This window comes from Pseudomonas sp. GW822-FHT06D10, from assembly GCF_058799535.1.
The window spans coordinates 239,341-253,237 of sequence record NZ_JBXALN010000006.1 but is presented as its reverse complement, the minus strand read 5'-3'; the positions used below and the strand labels follow the sequence as shown (position 1 = coordinate 253,237).

Genomic DNA, 13,897 nt, shown 5'->3' with positions numbered 1-13,897 from the left:
GTCGGCCAGGGTTCTTTTATAATCCGCCGGCCCCTGTTGCCAAATCCGGAAACCTCATGCCCGACCTCCAGATCAACCTGCTTGCCGAGGTTGAACGGCCCTTGCTGAACAAGTTCTATCGCCAGCACCGGTCATCCATGCGCGCCGCTTCCGAGGGCCAGCTCTGGGTTGCCAGAAGCAGTGAAATCATCGCTGGCATGAGCCTGAGCCCGACAGCTGAAGGCTATTGGCTGACGGGCCTGTTCGTCGCCCCGACCAGTCGCGGCCAGGGGCTGGCCACCCAGCTGGTGGGGCAGGCCGTGCAAAGCGTCGAAGGCCCGGTCTGGCTGTTCTGCCATCCGGACCTGCAGGCCCTGTACCGGTCGATGGGCTTCTGCAGCACAACCTGCCTGCCACACGCCTTGAACGAACGGCTGGCCCGCTACCAGCGCAGCAAACCGTTGCTGGCCATGGCCATCGACCGGCCTGGGTCGAGGCCCTGACGCCGGGCGGGCCGGGGCTTATTCGTCGGCGTTGGGGTCGAGGTCGGGAAACAGCACTTCGGTGAAGCCGAACTTGCTGAAATCGCTGATCCGCGAGGGGTACAGCCGGCCGATCAGGTGATCGCACTCATGCTGCACCACCCGGGCGTGGAAACCCGAGGCCACGCGCACAATGGGCTCGCCCCTGGGGTCGAAGCCTTCGTAGCGGATGTGCTGGTAGCGCTGCACCGCGCCGCGCAGGCAGGGAACCGAGAGACAACCTTCCCAGCCCTCTTCCAGCACCGGGCTCAAGGGCGTGATCAGCGGATTGATGAGGATGGTTTGCGGCACCGCTTCGGCTTCCGGATAACGTTCGCTGTGCTCGAAGCCGAAGATCACCAGTTGCAGGTCGACACCGATCTGCGGCGCCGCCAGGCCGACGCCACCCACGCTTTCCATGGTCTGGAACATATCGTCGATCAGTTCCCAGAGCTCGGGGCTGTCGAACATTTCCGGCGGTACCGGCGGGGCGATGCGCAGCAGGCGCTCATCGCCCATCTTGAGGATTTCACGGATCATGATCAGGCTTCGTCAGTGGTCGGCTTGAGCGAGTGGTCCCGGCCCAGTCCCGAAACGTGTTGTTTTTCGTCGTGCTGGTCAAAGTCCTTTTCGCCAGGGTCCTTGCCTTCGGCCGACATGTGTTCGATCACCGCGTTCATCTCCGCTCCCAGCAACAGCACCGCGGCGGAGATATAGAAGTACAGCAACAGCACGATGATCGCTCCGATACTGCCATACATGGCGTTGTAGTTAGCGAACGTCTTCACGTAGTAGGCAAAACCCAGGGAAGCGACGATCCATACCACCACCGCCAGCACCGAGCCCGGGGTGATGAAACGGAATTTCTGCTGCACATCGGGCATCACGTAGTACATCAGGGCCACGGCCACCATCATCAGCAGCACGATCACCGGCCAGCGCAGGATGGTCCACAGGGTGACGATGAAGTCCTCCAGGCCCACCTGCCCCGCCAGCCAGGCCATCACCTGCGGCCCCAGCACCATCAGCGCCGCGGCGGCCAGAAGCATGCCGGCAATGCCCACGGTGTAGAACACCGACAGCGGGAAGCGCTTCCAGATCGGCCGCCCCTCGACCACGTCGTAGGCGGCGTTCATCGCGCTCATCATCAGGCGTACACCCGCCGAAGCGGTCCACAGGGCGATGACGATACCGATGGACAGCAGGCCACCCTTGGACTGCTGCAACTGATCGATGACCGGGTTGACCTGCTCCAGGGCCTCGTGGGGCAGCACCAGCTCCGACTGCAGGCGCAGCCAGGTGAAGAAGTCCGGCAGATGGAGGAAACCGATCAGGGCGATCAGGAACAGAATGAAGGGGAACAGCGAGAACAGCATCTGGTAGGCCAGTGCCGAGGCGTAGGTGGACATCTCGTCCGCGATGAACTCATTCACCGTGCGGATCAGTACCCGGTGCAGGGGCAAACCTTTGAGGTCCGGAAAAATCATAGCGTCTCCTTTCGCCGCAAAAAGGTTGAAGTCGATAGCGACTCAGGGGGCGTTTTCTACAACAAATTAGCCTAGTTGGCGAACCGCAACCATTTCCAGTGGCCGATTCCACTCTCTCACCCACACCTCACATGAAAACGGCCATCCGTGGATGGCCGCTGCAGTGGGTCATCGAACAGGCCGTTTTCAGGCCTTGTCGATGGTCTTTTTCACTGCATCCTTGGCTTTGCCCACCGCTTGCTGGGCTTCGCCTTTCTTCTCCTGCAGCTTGCCTTCAGCCTGCAGCTTGGTGTTGTCGGTGGCTTTGCCGACACCTTGCTTGACGTTACCGATGGCTTCGTTAGCCAGACCTTTTGCCTTATCCGCTGTGCTGCCCATGGTATTTCTCCGTAGAACATTCATTGATCGAACAAAGGGGATTGCGTCGTTACCCAAGGTTGACCCGCGGCTTTCGCGCAGAGTTTCAATTATTTTTTCCGGGCATTTCATCGCGCCGCCCAGGTAGCGCTTTATGTTTGCCGGGCAACCCGGGAGAATGCTCCCCCTGTTCAGGCCAAGCACTGAAGATCCAATCCCCGTAGGAACGTTATGAAACTCGATAAAAAGCAGGCTATCGCCCGCAGGAACCAGGAACTGGGCGGTGCGGTGCTGGGCGTCAACAACTGCCACTTCGCGGAGCTGAACCGCAACCGCAATATCTGGTGGTTCGATATCCTGGTCACCCGCCTGGCCATCGGTCAGTACGAATGGGTGCACCTGCTGCTGCACACCCCGGACACCGATCAACTGCTGCACCTGAAAGTGCCTACGGTGTTCCTGCGGGAAAAACTCGAAGGCCTGGTGATCCGCAACGAAGGCAAGCGCAAGGCTGCCCTGAGCCTGGAGTTGAGCGCCGACAAGGACTCCTTCCTCAAGGACGTGCGCCCGGCCGGCACCGGCGTGAGCTTCGCCCAGTTCCAGCAGTAAGGCGGGCGCCGCCCAATAAAAAAGCCCCGCACTGGCGGGGCTTTTTTGTGGGCGCTGCGGCTTACTTCTTCACGCCGAGCTTCTTCAGCTCTTCGTCACGCAGCTCGCGGCGCAGGATCTTGCCGACGTTGGTGGTTGGCAACGCATCGCGGAACTCAACAGCCTTGGGCACCTTGTAGCCGGTGACATTGGCACGCATGTGCGCCATCACCTGCTCCTTGGTCAGGGTCACGCCCGGCTTGACCACGATGAAGATCTTGATGGTCTCACCGGATTTCTCGTCCGGCACGCCGATCGCCGCGCACTGCAGCACGCCCGGCAGCGAGGCCAGTACGTCTTCCAGCTCATTGGGATAGACGTTGAAACCGGAGACCAGAATCATGTCCTTCTTGCGGTCGACGATGCGGATGTAGCCATTGGGCTGGATCAGCGCGATATCACCGGTCTTCAGCCAGCCTTCGCTGTTGAGGACTTCATCGGTGGCATCCTGGCGCTGCCAGTAGCCCTTCATCACCTGCGGGCCCTTCACGCACAGTTCGCCGACTTCGCCCAGGGGCAGCTCTTCCCCGGCGTCGTCCACCACCCGGCACAGGGTCGAAGGCACCGGAATGCCGATGGTGCCGATCTGGATGTTCTGGATCGGGTTGACCGTGGCCACCGGGCTGGTCTCGGTCATGCCGTAGCCTTCGCAGATCGGGCAGTTGGTCACTTCCTTCCAACGCTCGGCCGCCGCCAGTTGCAGGGCCATGCCACCGGACAAGGTGACTTTCAGCGCCGAGAAATCCAGCTTGCGGAACGCTTCACTGTTGCACAGGGCGACAAACAGGGTGTTGAGGCCGACAAAGCCGCTGAACTTCCACTTCGACAGCTCCTTGACCATCGCCGGCAAGTCCCGCGGGTTGCTGATCAGGATGTTGTGGTTGCCCATGAGCATGATGGCCATGCAATGGAAGGTGAACGCATAGATGTGGTACAGCGGCAGCGGGGTGATGAGGATCTCGCAGCCTTCATTGAGGTTTGAGCCCATCAGCGCCTTGCACTGCAGCATGTTGGCCACCAGGTTGCGGTGGGTCAGCATGGCGCCCTTGGCGACCCCGGTGGTGCCACCGGTATATTGCAGCACTGCCACGTCGCTGCTGGCAGGGTTGGCTTCCTGCACTGGCTGGCCATGGCCCTTGCGCAGAACGTCATTGAACTTGACGGCCTGGGGCAGGTGATAGGCCGGCACCATCTTCTTCACGTACTTGACCACGCTGTTGATCAGCAGGCGCTTGAGCGGCGGCAGCAGGTCCGCCACTTCGGTGACGATCACGTGCCTGACCCCGGTCTTGGGTACCACGGCCTCTGCCAGGTGGGCCATGTTGGCCAGGCAGACCAGGGCCTTGGCGCCGGAGTCGTTGAATTGGTGTTCCATTTCCCGCGCGGTGTACAGCGGGTTGGTATTGACCACGATCAGGCCGGCGCGGATCGCACCGAATACCGCGATCGGGTATTGCAGCAGGTTGGGCAGTTGCAAGGCGATTCGATCGCCGGGCTGCAAATCGGTATGCTGCTGCAGGTACGCGGCAAAGGCCCCGGACAGTTCGTACAGTTCACCGTAGGTGATTGTCTTGCCGAGGTTGCTAAAGGCCGGTTTGTTAGCGAAACGTTGGCAGGACTGCTTCAACACCGCCTGAATATTCGGATACTCGTCTGGATTGATATCGGCAGCAATCCCAGCTGGGTACTTATCCTTCCAAAAGTCTTCGATCATGGAAGCCCACTCCTCAGCAACGCGAATTCATCACCGCATTTGATGCGATTATTATTTGTCTGTGTTTTTTATTGGTGTCTATTGTTGGTGAGTCTGGCTTTTACTTAGGCCGAGAAGTCACAAAGCGCGCCGAGAGTAGCAGCTTTGGAAAAGGCCGACTAGAGCCAAAGAAGGCCTGAATAGTCACAAAAATGACTCAAGACACTTTAATAGTCACTTTTAGAGTAAAAATTCTACCCACCTGAATTCCGCTCTGGCCCGGGGCTTTGCGCCCCTCGGAATGCAGAGCGGGCAAGCCGGTTGCGCCAACCGGCTTGCCCGCCAGGTAAAAGCCCTGGGCTCAAGCGATATCGCGCAACTCGCGGCGCAGGATCTTGCCCACCGGGGTCATCGGCAAAGAGTCACGCAGCACAATGTGCTTGGGCACCTTGTAGCCGGTGAAATTCTCTTTGCAGTAGGCCTTGAGCTCTTCAAGGCTGACCCCCGCCTCACGCGGCACCACAAACAGCTTCACCGCCTCGCCGGAACGCTCGTCCGGTATGCCGATGACTGCACAGTTGGCGACTTTCGGGTGAGCCATGACCACATCCTCGATCTCGTTCGGGTACACGTTGAAACCCGAGACGATGATCATGTCCTTCTTGCGATCGACGATGCGCACGAAACCGTCCGGATCGATCACCGCGATATCACCGGACTTGAACCAGCCCTCGGCGTCCAGCACTTCGGCGGTGGCCTCGGGTTTGTTCCAGTAGCCCTTCATGATCTGCGGGCCCTTGATGCACAGCTCGCCTCGCTCGCCCAGCGGCAGCTCGACGCCCTGGTCATCGATGATCTTCAAGGTGGTGCCCGGTACCGGCAGGCCGACGGTGCCCAGCCGCGAACGCTCGCCATAGGGGTTGGTACAGGCCACCGGCGAGGTTTCGGTCAACCCGTAGCCTTCGGTGATCCGGCAGCCGGTCAGCTTCTGCCAGCGCTCGGCGGTAGCCTTGACCAGGGCCGTGCCGCCAGAGTTGGTGAGCTTCAGATTGGAAAAATCCAGGTTCTTGAAATCCGGGTGATCCATCAGTGCCACAAACAGCGTGTTGAGCCCCAGTAGCGCAGAAAAACGCCACTTCTTCAGCTCCTTGATGAAGCCGCCGATGTCCCGCGGGTTGGTGATCAGCACGTTGTGGTTGCCGGTCACCATCATGCACATGCAGTTCGCGGTGAAGGCATAGATGTGGTACAGCGGCAGCGGCGCGATCATCACCTCCTGGCCTTCGCGCCACTGGGTGTGACCGTCGGGCCCATGCTGGCCTAGGCAGGCCCGCGCCTGCTGCATGTTGGCCACCAGGTTGCCGTGGGTCAGCATCGCGCCCTTGGCCAGGCCGGTGGTGCCCCCGGTGTACTGCAGCACCGCAACATCGTCGTGGCCCACCTGCAGTGGCTTGATGCTCTGGCCACGCCCCAGGCGCAGGGCACTCTTGAAGGAAATGGCCTGGGGCAGGTGGTAGGCCGGCACCATCTTCTTGACCTTGTCCACAACGGTATTGATCAGCCAGCCCTTGGCGCTGGGCATCATGTCGCCCATCCGGGCCTCGATCAGGAACTGGATATCGGTATCCCCCAGCACTTCCTGGACCTTCTGGCCGAAGATGTTCAGGTAGACCAGGGCCCGGGCCCCGCAATCCTTGAACTGGTGGCGCATCTCCCGCGCGGTGTACAGCGGGTTGGTATTGACCACCACCAGCCCTGCGCGCAAGGCTCCGAATACCGCGATCGGGTACTGCAAAACGTTGGGCATCTGCACCGCAATACGGTCTCCCGGAACCAGATCGGTATGACTTTGCAGATAACCGGCGAAGGCCGCGCTGTAGCGTTCCAGCTCGGCGTAGGTGAGGGTCACGCCCATGTTGCTGAAGGCCGGGCGATCAGCGAATTTCTTGCAGGAACGCTCAAACACCTCGATCACCGACTTGAAGGCCCCCAGGTCGATCTCGTTGGGGACGCCAGCGGGGCGCTTATCATTCCAGAAATCAGGTTGCATTATTCTTGTCCTCTCTTGTACCTGAGCTGTCCGGGCCGCCACTGCAACGCTCTCAGGGGCGGGGCTCCTCGGACGTTAGCAGCTATGGCGATTCAGGCAAATATGCGCAAGTGTGTCATTAATTTTGTGAATCTTGCTTCCAACAGGCGCGCGAATCAGACGCCCAGGCACCGATGCGCTATAAATTGCAGCGTCTTCGAGCAAAGGAATCGCCATGACCCATGACACGTTCTGGTTGACCACGAGCGACCACCACCGCCTCTTCGTCAACCAGTGGCTGCCCGAACCGCCACTCAAGGCGGTGGTCCTGCTGTCCCACGGCATGGCCGAGCACAGCGGGCGCTACGCGCGCCTGGCCCAGGCCTTGTGCGCCGAAGGCTATGCCGTCTACGCCCCCGACCAGCGAGGCCACGGCAAGACGGCGGAACAGGGGGTGCTGGGCCACTACGCAGACCAGAACGGCTGGAGCAAGGTGGTCGGCGACCTGGCCAGCCTCAACCAGCACATCGGCCAGCAGCACCCCGGCACGCCCATCGTGCTGCTGGGCCACAGCATGGGCAGCTACATCGCCCAGGCCTATCTGCAACATCACAGCGCCAGCCTGCACGGGGCGATTCTCAGCGGCTCGAATTTCCAGCCGGTGGCGCTGTACCGCGCCGCCAGCCTGATCGCCCGCATCGAACGCTGGCGCCAGGGCGGCCAGGGGCGCAGCGCACTGATCGAATGGCTGTCCTTCGGGTCGTTCAACAAGGCGTTCAAACCCAATCGCACCGCCTTCGACTGGCTCAGCCGCGACCCGGCGGAAGTCGACAAGTACGTGGCCGATCCATTGTGCGGCTTTCGTTGCACCAACCAGTTGTGGATCGATCTGCTGGGTGGGCTGCAGCAAATCAGCAAGATTGCCAACCTCAAGCAGATCGATCCGGGCCTGCCGCTGCTGGTAATGGGTGGTGAATGTGATCCGGTGAGCGCTGGCAAGCGTCTCAAGGATCTGGCCAACGCGTTGCGCGAGGCCGGCAGCCAGTGCCTGCAACTCAATATCTACCCCCAGGCACGTCATGAGCTGTTCAACGAAAGCAACCGTGACCAAGTGACCCACGACGTGCTGGCCTGGCTCGACCAGGCCCTGCAGCACCGCCGGCCACCACGGTCGGAATAGCCGGTGCGCAGCCAGTGCGCTTATTTATCTGTCAGAGGATTTCAGCAACATGACCCAGGTAACCAACACGCCTTACGAAGCCCTGGAAGTCGGCCAGACCGCCCAGTACAGCAAGACCGTCGAGGAGCGTGACATCCAGCTGTTCGCCGCCATGTCCGGCGACCACAACCCAGTGCACCTGGACCCCGAGTTCGCCGCCGCCACCACGTTCAAGGAGCGCATCGCCCACGGCATGTTCAGCGGCGCGCTGATCAGTGCCGCCGTGGCCTGCGAGCTGCCTGGCCCGGGCACCATCTACATCGGCCAGCAGATGACCTTCCAGAAGTCGGTGAAGATTGGCGACACCCTGACCGTGCGCCTGGAGATCCTCGAAAAACTGCCCAAGTTCCGCGTGCGCATCGCCACTCGCGTATTCAACCAGCACGATGAACTGGTTGTGGACGGCGAAGCCGAAATCGCCGCTCCGCGCAGAAAGCAGACCGTGACCCTGACCACCCTGCCAGCCATCACCATCGGCTGAGCCTCGCTCCCCAGGAGCCGGCTTGCCGGCGAAGGCGATGCCGGCGCTTTCGCCGGCAAGCCGGCTCCTACTGTTTGCCGCCCTCCTCCACTTGCACACTGGCTGTCATGCCGGCGCTCAGGTTGATGCCTTCGGGCACCTTGTCGAGCTTGATCCGCACCGGAATCCGTTGGGCCAGGCGTACCCAGTTGAAGGTCGGCTCCACTTCCGCCAGCAGTTGCCCGTCAGGCGTGGCATTACGGTCGGTGATCCCCCTGCTGATGCTTTCCACATGGCCTTGCAGGGCATCACCGGCGCTCATCAGCCAGACCTTCACCGGGTCGCCGACCTGGATCCGCGGCAACTTGGTTTCCTCGAAATAGGCCTGGACATAGAAGGTCGAGTCATCGATCAGCGCCATCACCGGCTGCCCGGCATTGACGTAGTTGCCCTCGGCCAGGCGCAAGTTGGTGATATGCCCGTCACGGGGCGCATGCACCTGGCTACGGGCCAGGTTCAATTCAGCGACCTTGGCCTCGGCCTGGGCCTGGCGCAGCTCGCCACGGGCGATGCCGGCGTTGATCTGGGCGTTCTCGCGCAGCTCGGCGCTGATGGCCTGGGGGCCAAGAGCAGCGCGGCGGCTGGCTTCATGTTCGCGCAGGCTCAACTGCTGCTGGCGGGTCTGCACCACCGCCTGGGCTTTTTCCAGGGCGGCCTCGAAACGGTCGCGGTCAATACTCAGCAACAGCTCGCCGGCCTTGACTGGCTGGTTGTCCGCCACCTTGAGCTCGCGCACCCAGCCGGACACATCCGGGGCGACTATCACCACGTCGGCGCGGATCCGCGCATCGCGGGTCCAGGGCGTCAGCATGTAGTACTGCCACAGGTGATAACCGGCAAAGATCGCCACCGCCACCAGGCAGAGGGTAAACACGACACGTACGGGTGTACGCATGATCAACTCCTTATAAGGGCCCCAGGACCAGCGTAATGACCGTCAATACACAGACGTACAGGGCACAATCGAACAGTGCTTCGTGCCAGATCCAGCGGCCCAGCCCGGTTACCCGCACCAGCATCCGCAGGGCACCGGTCAGCACCAGCGCCAGCACCACATAAATCAGGAACGGGCTGAGCAGCACCCCGCCCAGCGACCACTCACGCAGCCCCATGACTTTCCTCCTGCTGCCGGCACCAACTGCGCCAGCTGCTTTGCAATTGCACGACGGCGCCCTGCGCCAGTTTCAACGCATCACTGGGCGGCTGCTGCCCCAGCGCCTCCAGCAGGGCCACGCTGGGCTGCTCCAGGGCATCCTGACGACTGCCCGCCGGGCCTTGTTCCAGGGTGCGCTGCAGGTGCTCGAAATAAGCTCGCTGCGCAGCGCCGACCGGCACCTGGGCCACCGCCAGGCTCAGGCGCAGGTGCATCAGTTCGTCGCCGATATCCAGGCCCAGCAGGCCATCGTCCCAGCGGCTGCGGGCCGGCTCCGGCAGTTCCGGATAATGCCGCGCCAGTTGCAACAGGCGGTCGGCCATGCGCCCGCCAAACCAGCTTTCCGCACCCCGCAGGTTGCGCCGGGTCAGGCGCACCAGGTCGTGCAGGGTCGCAGCCAGCAGGCGCCGGCCGTGCCACGCCGGGTTGCGCAGGATCAGCAGATGGAAGGCCAGCACCGCGGCGCCCACCCCCAGCACCATGGCCTGGGCGTTATTGAAGAAACTGGCCACATCGAAACTCATGCGGTTCATCGGCGAGATCAGCACGATGAAGTGCAGGCAGAACGAAGTGGCCGTGGCGCCGATCTGCGGCTTGGCCATGCCCAGGGCGCCGAAGAACAGCGGCACGCCCATGGCCATCGCCAGCATCGGGAAACCGCTCCACTGGGGCAGCAGGATCTGTCCCACCACGAAGGCTGCCGGAACCGCCAGAAAGATCCCGCGCATGAAGCTCATGCCGATCTGCGCCCCGTTCTCGCGGCTGGCGAACAGGCTGCAGACCACACAGGTCAGGAGCATCGCCCCGGAGGCCGCGGGCCAGGCGGTGGCCAGCCAGAAGCTGGCCACCGTCAGAAAAGCCAGGGCGCTGCGGGCGCCGAACACCAGGGCCAGCGACAAGTCGCGGTGAGGTGTCAGCGTCGCCGGCTGCACCATTGCCCCGCGTCCCTCCTGCACCGCTTCAAGGGCCTGAGTGGCAGCCAGGGCGGTGTCCAGCAACAAGCTGAAACGCGCCAGGCAGTAACTCTGCGCCGGGCTGATCGCCCCATCGCGGGAGGCCTCCAGCACCCGTGGCGACAAGGCTTGCAGGCTGGCCCCATCAGCGCTGTCCAGGGCCGCCAGGACCTGATCCATCCACGGCTGCAACCGCGCAGCTTCGACGCTATCCAACTGCTTCCACTGGCGCCGCACCGAACGGGAGATGCGCAGCAGCATCAACAGTTTCTGGCTCAGGCCACCGATCGCCCGGGCCCGCTGGCGGCCCAGCGGGCCTTCGAACCAGGCATGTTCGCGCTGGGCATCGACGGCGACGATGCGCCCGAGGATCTCCAGCAGGCCCTTGCGGGCCTGGGCATCCCCGGCCAGGGTGGCACCGGCCGCCTGCATCCCGCTGTGCCAGGCGCTGCGGGCCTGATCGGCCAACTGTCGCTCGACGCGCAGCGGCCAGAGCAGCGCGCTGCTGGCGGTGGCACAGATGATGCCCAGGGAAATCTCCGTACAGCGGGCCACCGCCTGGTCGAAGATCCCCAGGGGATGGCTGATGGCCGGCAAGGCAATGATGGCCACGGTGTAGCCGGCCAGCACGAAGGAGTAGGACCAGGCACTGCGCAACAGGGTCGAACTGGCCGTGCACAACCCCAGCCACAGCGCCAGGGCCAGGAGGAACAGCCAGGGGGTCTGGGCGAACAGCCCCATGAACAGCACCGACATAAGGGTGCCCACCAGGGTCCCCAACAGCCGCGCCAGACCTTTTTGCAGGACCATGCCGGACAGCGGCTGAGCCACGATGAATGCGGTCATCAGGGCCCAGGCCGGTTGCTCCAGCCCCCAGCGCAATGCCAGCCACAGCGCTACCCCACCACCGAGCAGGGTCTTGATCGCGAACTGCAATGCAGGAAGGTTGGGAGCAAGCAGGGCTTGCAGGGTAATGGGCACGGCTGGCAACTCTTGGCAGGACAAACACAACGATAGTCGCGATAGGCATCAGCGAAGCTGGGCTAATTATTAGCTAGCTAACTAAATACCGTCCAGCATTAAATTACCGGCATAAAAAAACGCCAGACTGGCTGGCGTTTTTGACAGGTTTTGACCCTTACGAACGGGCGCGTGCCTGATTGCGCAGGGCTTTGACCTGGTCGTGATTGCGTTGCACGCCGTGGTACTGGCGCTCTACCACATCACGAATGCCCACCAGGTTGTGCTTGTTGATCTTCTCCAGAGCCTCCTTGTAGGCCTTCAGTGCATGGTCTTCACCACGCTCGGCTTCGTTGAGCACCGCCTCCTCGTCCTTGCCGGTCACCAGGGACTTGAGGTCGACCCAGCGACGGTGCAGGTCGCCACTGACACTGGTGGAGGTTTCCGGATCACCGCCCATGGAGCGCACTACCGACTGCAGTTCTGCCGCGGCCGTGGCGCAATCGGTGGAGCGCTTGATGAACAGCGCCTTGAGCTCGGGGTGCTTGATGTCTTCGGCACAGGTCTTGAACCCTTCCTGACCGTCCTTGCTGGTCTCGATCAGGCTGTTGAGTACCGAAATAGCTTCTTTGTTCAAGTCAGTCATTTTCTGGTTCCTTGTGGGTTGCGAGAATTGGGTTAACTCGAGAGTTGAGTTAGTTGAGTTAACTGTTGCACCCGCCATGCCAGACTTGGATTATATTTTTATTCCTTACTATTCAATTACTTAGAAAATATACAAAAATCTGTATCCGAGTTATTTGCATGATCTGTCATTTGGCCTCCATGCAGAATGCCTGTATTTTCCAAGGCTCTTGAATGACACGACAGCCCCCGCCATGACCCCTGAAACTCTTGAACTGCTGGTCACCCGGGAAATGCCCTTCGGCAAATACCAGGGCCGCATCCTGGCCGACCTGCCCGGCCCCTACCTGAACTGGTTCGCCCGGGAAGGTTTTCCCAAGGGCGAACTCGGCGGCCTGCTGGCCCTGATGCAGGAAATCGACCACAACGGCCTTAGCGACCTGCTCGATCCCCTGCGGGCCAAACATGGCAAACCCAAACCCCGTCATTGAAAAAGAGCCCTCCATGCCAAGGACTGCAGCCACACTTGCCCACGACGAAGATCATTGGCAGGGCATCGCTCGCCAGTTCGACATCGAGCCGGGGCCGATCAACCTGGAAAACGGCTACTTCGGGCGCATGACCCGCAGCGTGGCCCAGGAGTACCAGCACAACATCCAGTGGGTGAACCGCAGCAACTCGCTGCTGGTGCGCCAGCGCTTCGAGCAGATCGACGCGCTGGACATCCGCCGCCAACTGGCGGCGCTGCTGCAGGCGCCGGAAAACGCCGTGGCCCTGACCCGCTGTGCCTCCGACGCCCTGCAATCGCTTATCCGCAACTACAACCGCCTGCAACCGGGCGACCAGGTGCTGCTCAGCGACCTGGAGTACGACACGGTCAAGAGCGCCATGCGCTGGCTGGCCCGCCAGCGCGGCGTCGAAGTGATAGAGATCGTCCACCGGCATCCTGCCAGTTTTGACAGCCTTGCAAGCACCTACAAAGACGCTTTCGAGCGCTACCCACGGCTCAAGCTGATGCCCCTGACCTATGTCACCCATCGCAGCGGGCTGGTGATGCCGGTCCGGGCAATTGCCGCCGCCGCTCGGGAACACGGGGTCGACATCATCCTCGACGGCGCCCACGCTCTGGGCCAGATCGACTTCGACCTTCGCGACCTGGGCATCGCCTTCGCCGGTTTCAACCTGCACAAGTGGATCGGCGCACCGCTGAGCCTGGGCTTTGTGTATATCCACCCCGAACGCCTGGAAGACATCGACCCGGACATGGACGAGTTCCATTTTCCCCGTGACGACGTGCGCGCCCGTACGCCCTACAGCACGCCAAACATTCCGGCGCTGATGACCCTGCCCCGGGTGTTAGAGGAACACCGGGCGATGGGTGGTGCAGCGGCCAAGGGCGCGCGCCTGAACTACCTGCGCCATAGCTGGAGCGAAGCGGTGCGCGAAATGGACGGGCTGGAAGTCATGACCCCGCAGGACCCGCGCCTGTGCTGCGCCATCAGCGCTGTGCGCTTCACCCGCCACCAGGACCAGCAAGCCCTGGCGGATCGCCTGCTACGGGACTACAACCTGTTTACCGTGGCCCGCAATGGCGCAGGGTTCGGCACCTGCATCCGCATCACTCCGGGGCTGACCACTCCCCTTGCGCATATGCAGCAGTTGATCGAAGCCCTCACCGACCTGGCCGGCCGGTAAGCCCTGCCCGCCTGCCGCGCGCCGGGCAGCGCTATTCTCCAGGCAAAAAAAAACGGTGC

At 62.1% G+C, this 13,897-nt stretch carries 15 protein-coding genes; 6 read left to right on the top strand and 9 right to left on the bottom strand.

Going from position 1 to position 13,897, the window contains the following annotated elements; translation table 11 throughout:
* Positions 1–56 precede the first annotated feature (56 nt).
* A complete protein-coding gene (locus tag AC1RL5_RS21765) occupies positions 57–482 on the top strand; it encodes a GNAT family N-acetyltransferase (protein WP_123576981.1) in 426 nt (141 codons plus the stop codon).
* 18 nt (positions 483–500) lie between these two features.
* Here AC1RL5_RS21765 and def read toward each other — a convergent pair whose 3' ends face one another.
* The 3 genes from def to AC1RL5_RS21750 form a co-directional block, all read right to left on the bottom strand.
* Entirely contained in the window at positions 501–1,040 is a 540-nt protein-coding gene (gene def, locus AC1RL5_RS21760) for a peptide deformylase (RefSeq protein WP_492589436.1), read from the bottom strand.
* 2 nt (positions 1,041–1,042) lie between these two features.
* Complete coding sequence (locus tag AC1RL5_RS21755; RefSeq protein WP_015636729.1) at positions 1,043–1,987, bottom strand: YihY/virulence factor BrkB family protein; 945 nt, start codon at positions 1,985–1,987, stop codon at positions 1,043–1,045.
* Positions 1,988–2,173: 186 nt separating this feature from the next.
* Complete coding sequence (locus AC1RL5_RS21750; RefSeq protein ID WP_011062850.1) at positions 2,174–2,365, bottom strand: CsbD family protein; 192 nt, start codon at positions 2,363–2,365, stop codon at positions 2,174–2,176.
* Between the two features lie 210 nt (positions 2,366–2,575).
* On the opposite strand from AC1RL5_RS21750, the gene AC1RL5_RS21745 reads away from it, so the two are divergent.
* Positions 2,576–2,953: a hypothetical protein gene (locus AC1RL5_RS21745; protein WP_015636730.1), complete on the top strand. Its 378-nt coding sequence runs from the start codon at positions 2,576–2,578 to the stop codon at positions 2,951–2,953.
* A 61-nt stretch (positions 2,954–3,014) separates the two neighbouring features.
* Here AC1RL5_RS21745 and fadD1 read toward each other — a convergent pair whose 3' ends face one another.
* Complete coding sequence (gene fadD1 / locus AC1RL5_RS21740; RefSeq protein ID WP_011062852.1) at positions 3,015–4,706, bottom strand: long-chain-fatty-acid--CoA ligase FadD1; 1,692 nt, start codon at positions 4,704–4,706, stop codon at positions 3,015–3,017.
* Between the two features lie 340 nt (positions 4,707–5,046).
* The gene (gene fadD2, locus AC1RL5_RS21735) at positions 5,047–6,735 is read right to left on the bottom strand and encodes a long-chain-fatty-acid--CoA ligase FadD2 (protein ID WP_011062853.1); all 1,689 of its coding nucleotides are present in this window, start codon (positions 6,733–6,735) and stop codon (positions 5,047–5,049) included.
* Between the two features lie 214 nt (positions 6,736–6,949).
* Between fadD2 and AC1RL5_RS21730 the strand changes: the two genes are divergently transcribed.
* A complete protein-coding gene (locus tag AC1RL5_RS21730) occupies positions 6,950–7,894 on the top strand; it encodes an alpha/beta hydrolase (protein WP_053153403.1) in 945 nt (314 codons plus the stop codon).
* A gap of 49 nt (positions 7,895–7,943) precedes the next feature.
* Complete coding sequence (locus AC1RL5_RS21725; RefSeq protein WP_015636732.1) at positions 7,944–8,414, top strand: MaoC family dehydratase; 471 nt, start codon at positions 7,944–7,946, stop codon at positions 8,412–8,414.
* A 67-nt stretch (positions 8,415–8,481) separates the two neighbouring features.
* Here AC1RL5_RS21725 and AC1RL5_RS21720 read toward each other — a convergent pair whose 3' ends face one another.
* From AC1RL5_RS21720 to AC1RL5_RS21705, 4 genes are all read right to left on the bottom strand, one after another.
* On the bottom strand, positions 8,482–9,348 hold the full coding sequence (locus AC1RL5_RS21720; RefSeq protein WP_011062856.1) for an efflux RND transporter periplasmic adaptor subunit: 867 nt from the start codon (positions 9,346–9,348) through the stop codon (positions 8,482–8,484).
* A 10-nt stretch (positions 9,349–9,358) separates the two neighbouring features.
* The gene (locus tag AC1RL5_RS21715) at positions 9,359–9,565 is read right to left on the bottom strand and encodes a DUF1656 domain-containing protein (RefSeq protein ID WP_011062857.1); all 207 of its coding nucleotides are present in this window, start codon (positions 9,563–9,565) and stop codon (positions 9,359–9,361) included.
* Positions 9,552–11,540, bottom strand: coding sequence for an FUSC family protein (locus AC1RL5_RS21710; RefSeq protein WP_072450786.1), 1,989 nt, complete (start codon positions 11,538–11,540; stop codon positions 9,552–9,554). The genes AC1RL5_RS21715 and AC1RL5_RS21710 overlap by 14 nt, the downstream gene beginning before the upstream one ends.
* A 157-nt stretch (positions 11,541–11,697) precedes the next feature.
* Positions 11,698–12,165, bottom strand: a complete 468-nt coding sequence (locus AC1RL5_RS21705; RefSeq protein WP_011062859.1) for a ferritin-like domain-containing protein — start codon at positions 12,163–12,165, stop codon at positions 11,698–11,700.
* Positions 12,166–12,397: 232 nt separating this feature from the next.
* Here AC1RL5_RS21705 and AC1RL5_RS21700 point away from each other — a divergent pair, with 232 nt between their 5' ends.
* Both AC1RL5_RS21700 and AC1RL5_RS21695 read left to right on the top strand, forming a co-directional pair.
* Positions 12,398–12,634 carry a DUF3820 family protein gene (locus tag AC1RL5_RS21700; RefSeq protein ID WP_072450787.1) on the top strand — a complete coding sequence of 79 codons (237 nt, stop codon included), beginning with the start codon at positions 12,398–12,400 and terminating at the stop codon, positions 12,632–12,634.
* Positions 12,635–12,647: 13 nt separating this feature from the next.
* Complete coding sequence (locus AC1RL5_RS21695) at positions 12,648–13,838, top strand: aminotransferase class V-fold PLP-dependent enzyme (RefSeq protein WP_492589437.1); 1,191 nt, start codon at positions 12,648–12,650, stop codon at positions 13,836–13,838.
* The last annotated feature ends 59 nt before the right edge of the window (positions 13,839–13,897 follow it).

What these genes read in the sequence shown, in the direction of transcription:
- AC1RL5_RS21765 (WP_123576981.1), top strand. Translation starts at nt 57, where the DNA reads ATGCCCGACCTCCAGATCAACCTGCTTGCCGAGGTTGAACGGCCCTTG.
- def (WP_492589436.1), bottom strand. Translation starts at nt 1,040, where the DNA reads ATGATCCGTGAAATCCTCAAGATGGGCGATGAGCGCCTGCTGCGCATC.
- AC1RL5_RS21755 (WP_015636729.1), bottom strand. Translation starts at nt 1,987, where the DNA reads ATGATTTTTCCGGACCTCAAAGGTTTGCCCCTGCACCGGGTACTGATC.
- AC1RL5_RS21750 (WP_011062850.1), bottom strand. Translation starts at nt 2,365, where the DNA reads ATGGGCAGCACAGCGGATAAGGCAAAAGGTCTGGCTAACGAAGCCATC.
- AC1RL5_RS21745 (WP_015636730.1), top strand. Translation starts at nt 2,576, where the DNA reads ATGAAACTCGATAAAAAGCAGGCTATCGCCCGCAGGAACCAGGAACTG.
- fadD1 (WP_011062852.1), bottom strand. Translation starts at nt 4,706, where the DNA reads ATGATCGAAGACTTTTGGAAGGATAAGTACCCAGCTGGGATTGCTGCC.
- fadD2 (WP_011062853.1), bottom strand. Translation starts at nt 6,735, where the DNA reads ATGCAACCTGATTTCTGGAATGATAAGCGCCCCGCTGGCGTCCCCAAC.
- AC1RL5_RS21730 (WP_053153403.1), top strand. Translation starts at nt 6,950, where the DNA reads ATGACCCATGACACGTTCTGGTTGACCACGAGCGACCACCACCGCCTC.
- AC1RL5_RS21725 (WP_015636732.1), top strand. Translation starts at nt 7,944, where the DNA reads ATGACCCAGGTAACCAACACGCCTTACGAAGCCCTGGAAGTCGGCCAG.
- AC1RL5_RS21720 (WP_011062856.1), bottom strand. Translation starts at nt 9,348, where the DNA reads ATGCGTACACCCGTACGTGTCGTGTTTACCCTCTGCCTGGTGGCGGTG.
- AC1RL5_RS21715 (WP_011062857.1), bottom strand. Translation starts at nt 9,565, where the DNA reads ATGGGGCTGCGTGAGTGGTCGCTGGGCGGGGTGCTGCTCAGCCCGTTC.
- AC1RL5_RS21705 (WP_011062859.1), bottom strand. Translation starts at nt 12,165, where the DNA reads ATGACTGACTTGAACAAAGAAGCTATTTCGGTACTCAACAGCCTGATC.
- AC1RL5_RS21700 (WP_072450787.1), top strand. Translation starts at nt 12,398, where the DNA reads ATGACCCCTGAAACTCTTGAACTGCTGGTCACCCGGGAAATGCCCTTC.
- AC1RL5_RS21695 (WP_492589437.1), top strand. Translation starts at nt 12,648, where the DNA reads ATGCCAAGGACTGCAGCCACACTTGCCCACGACGAAGATCATTGGCAG.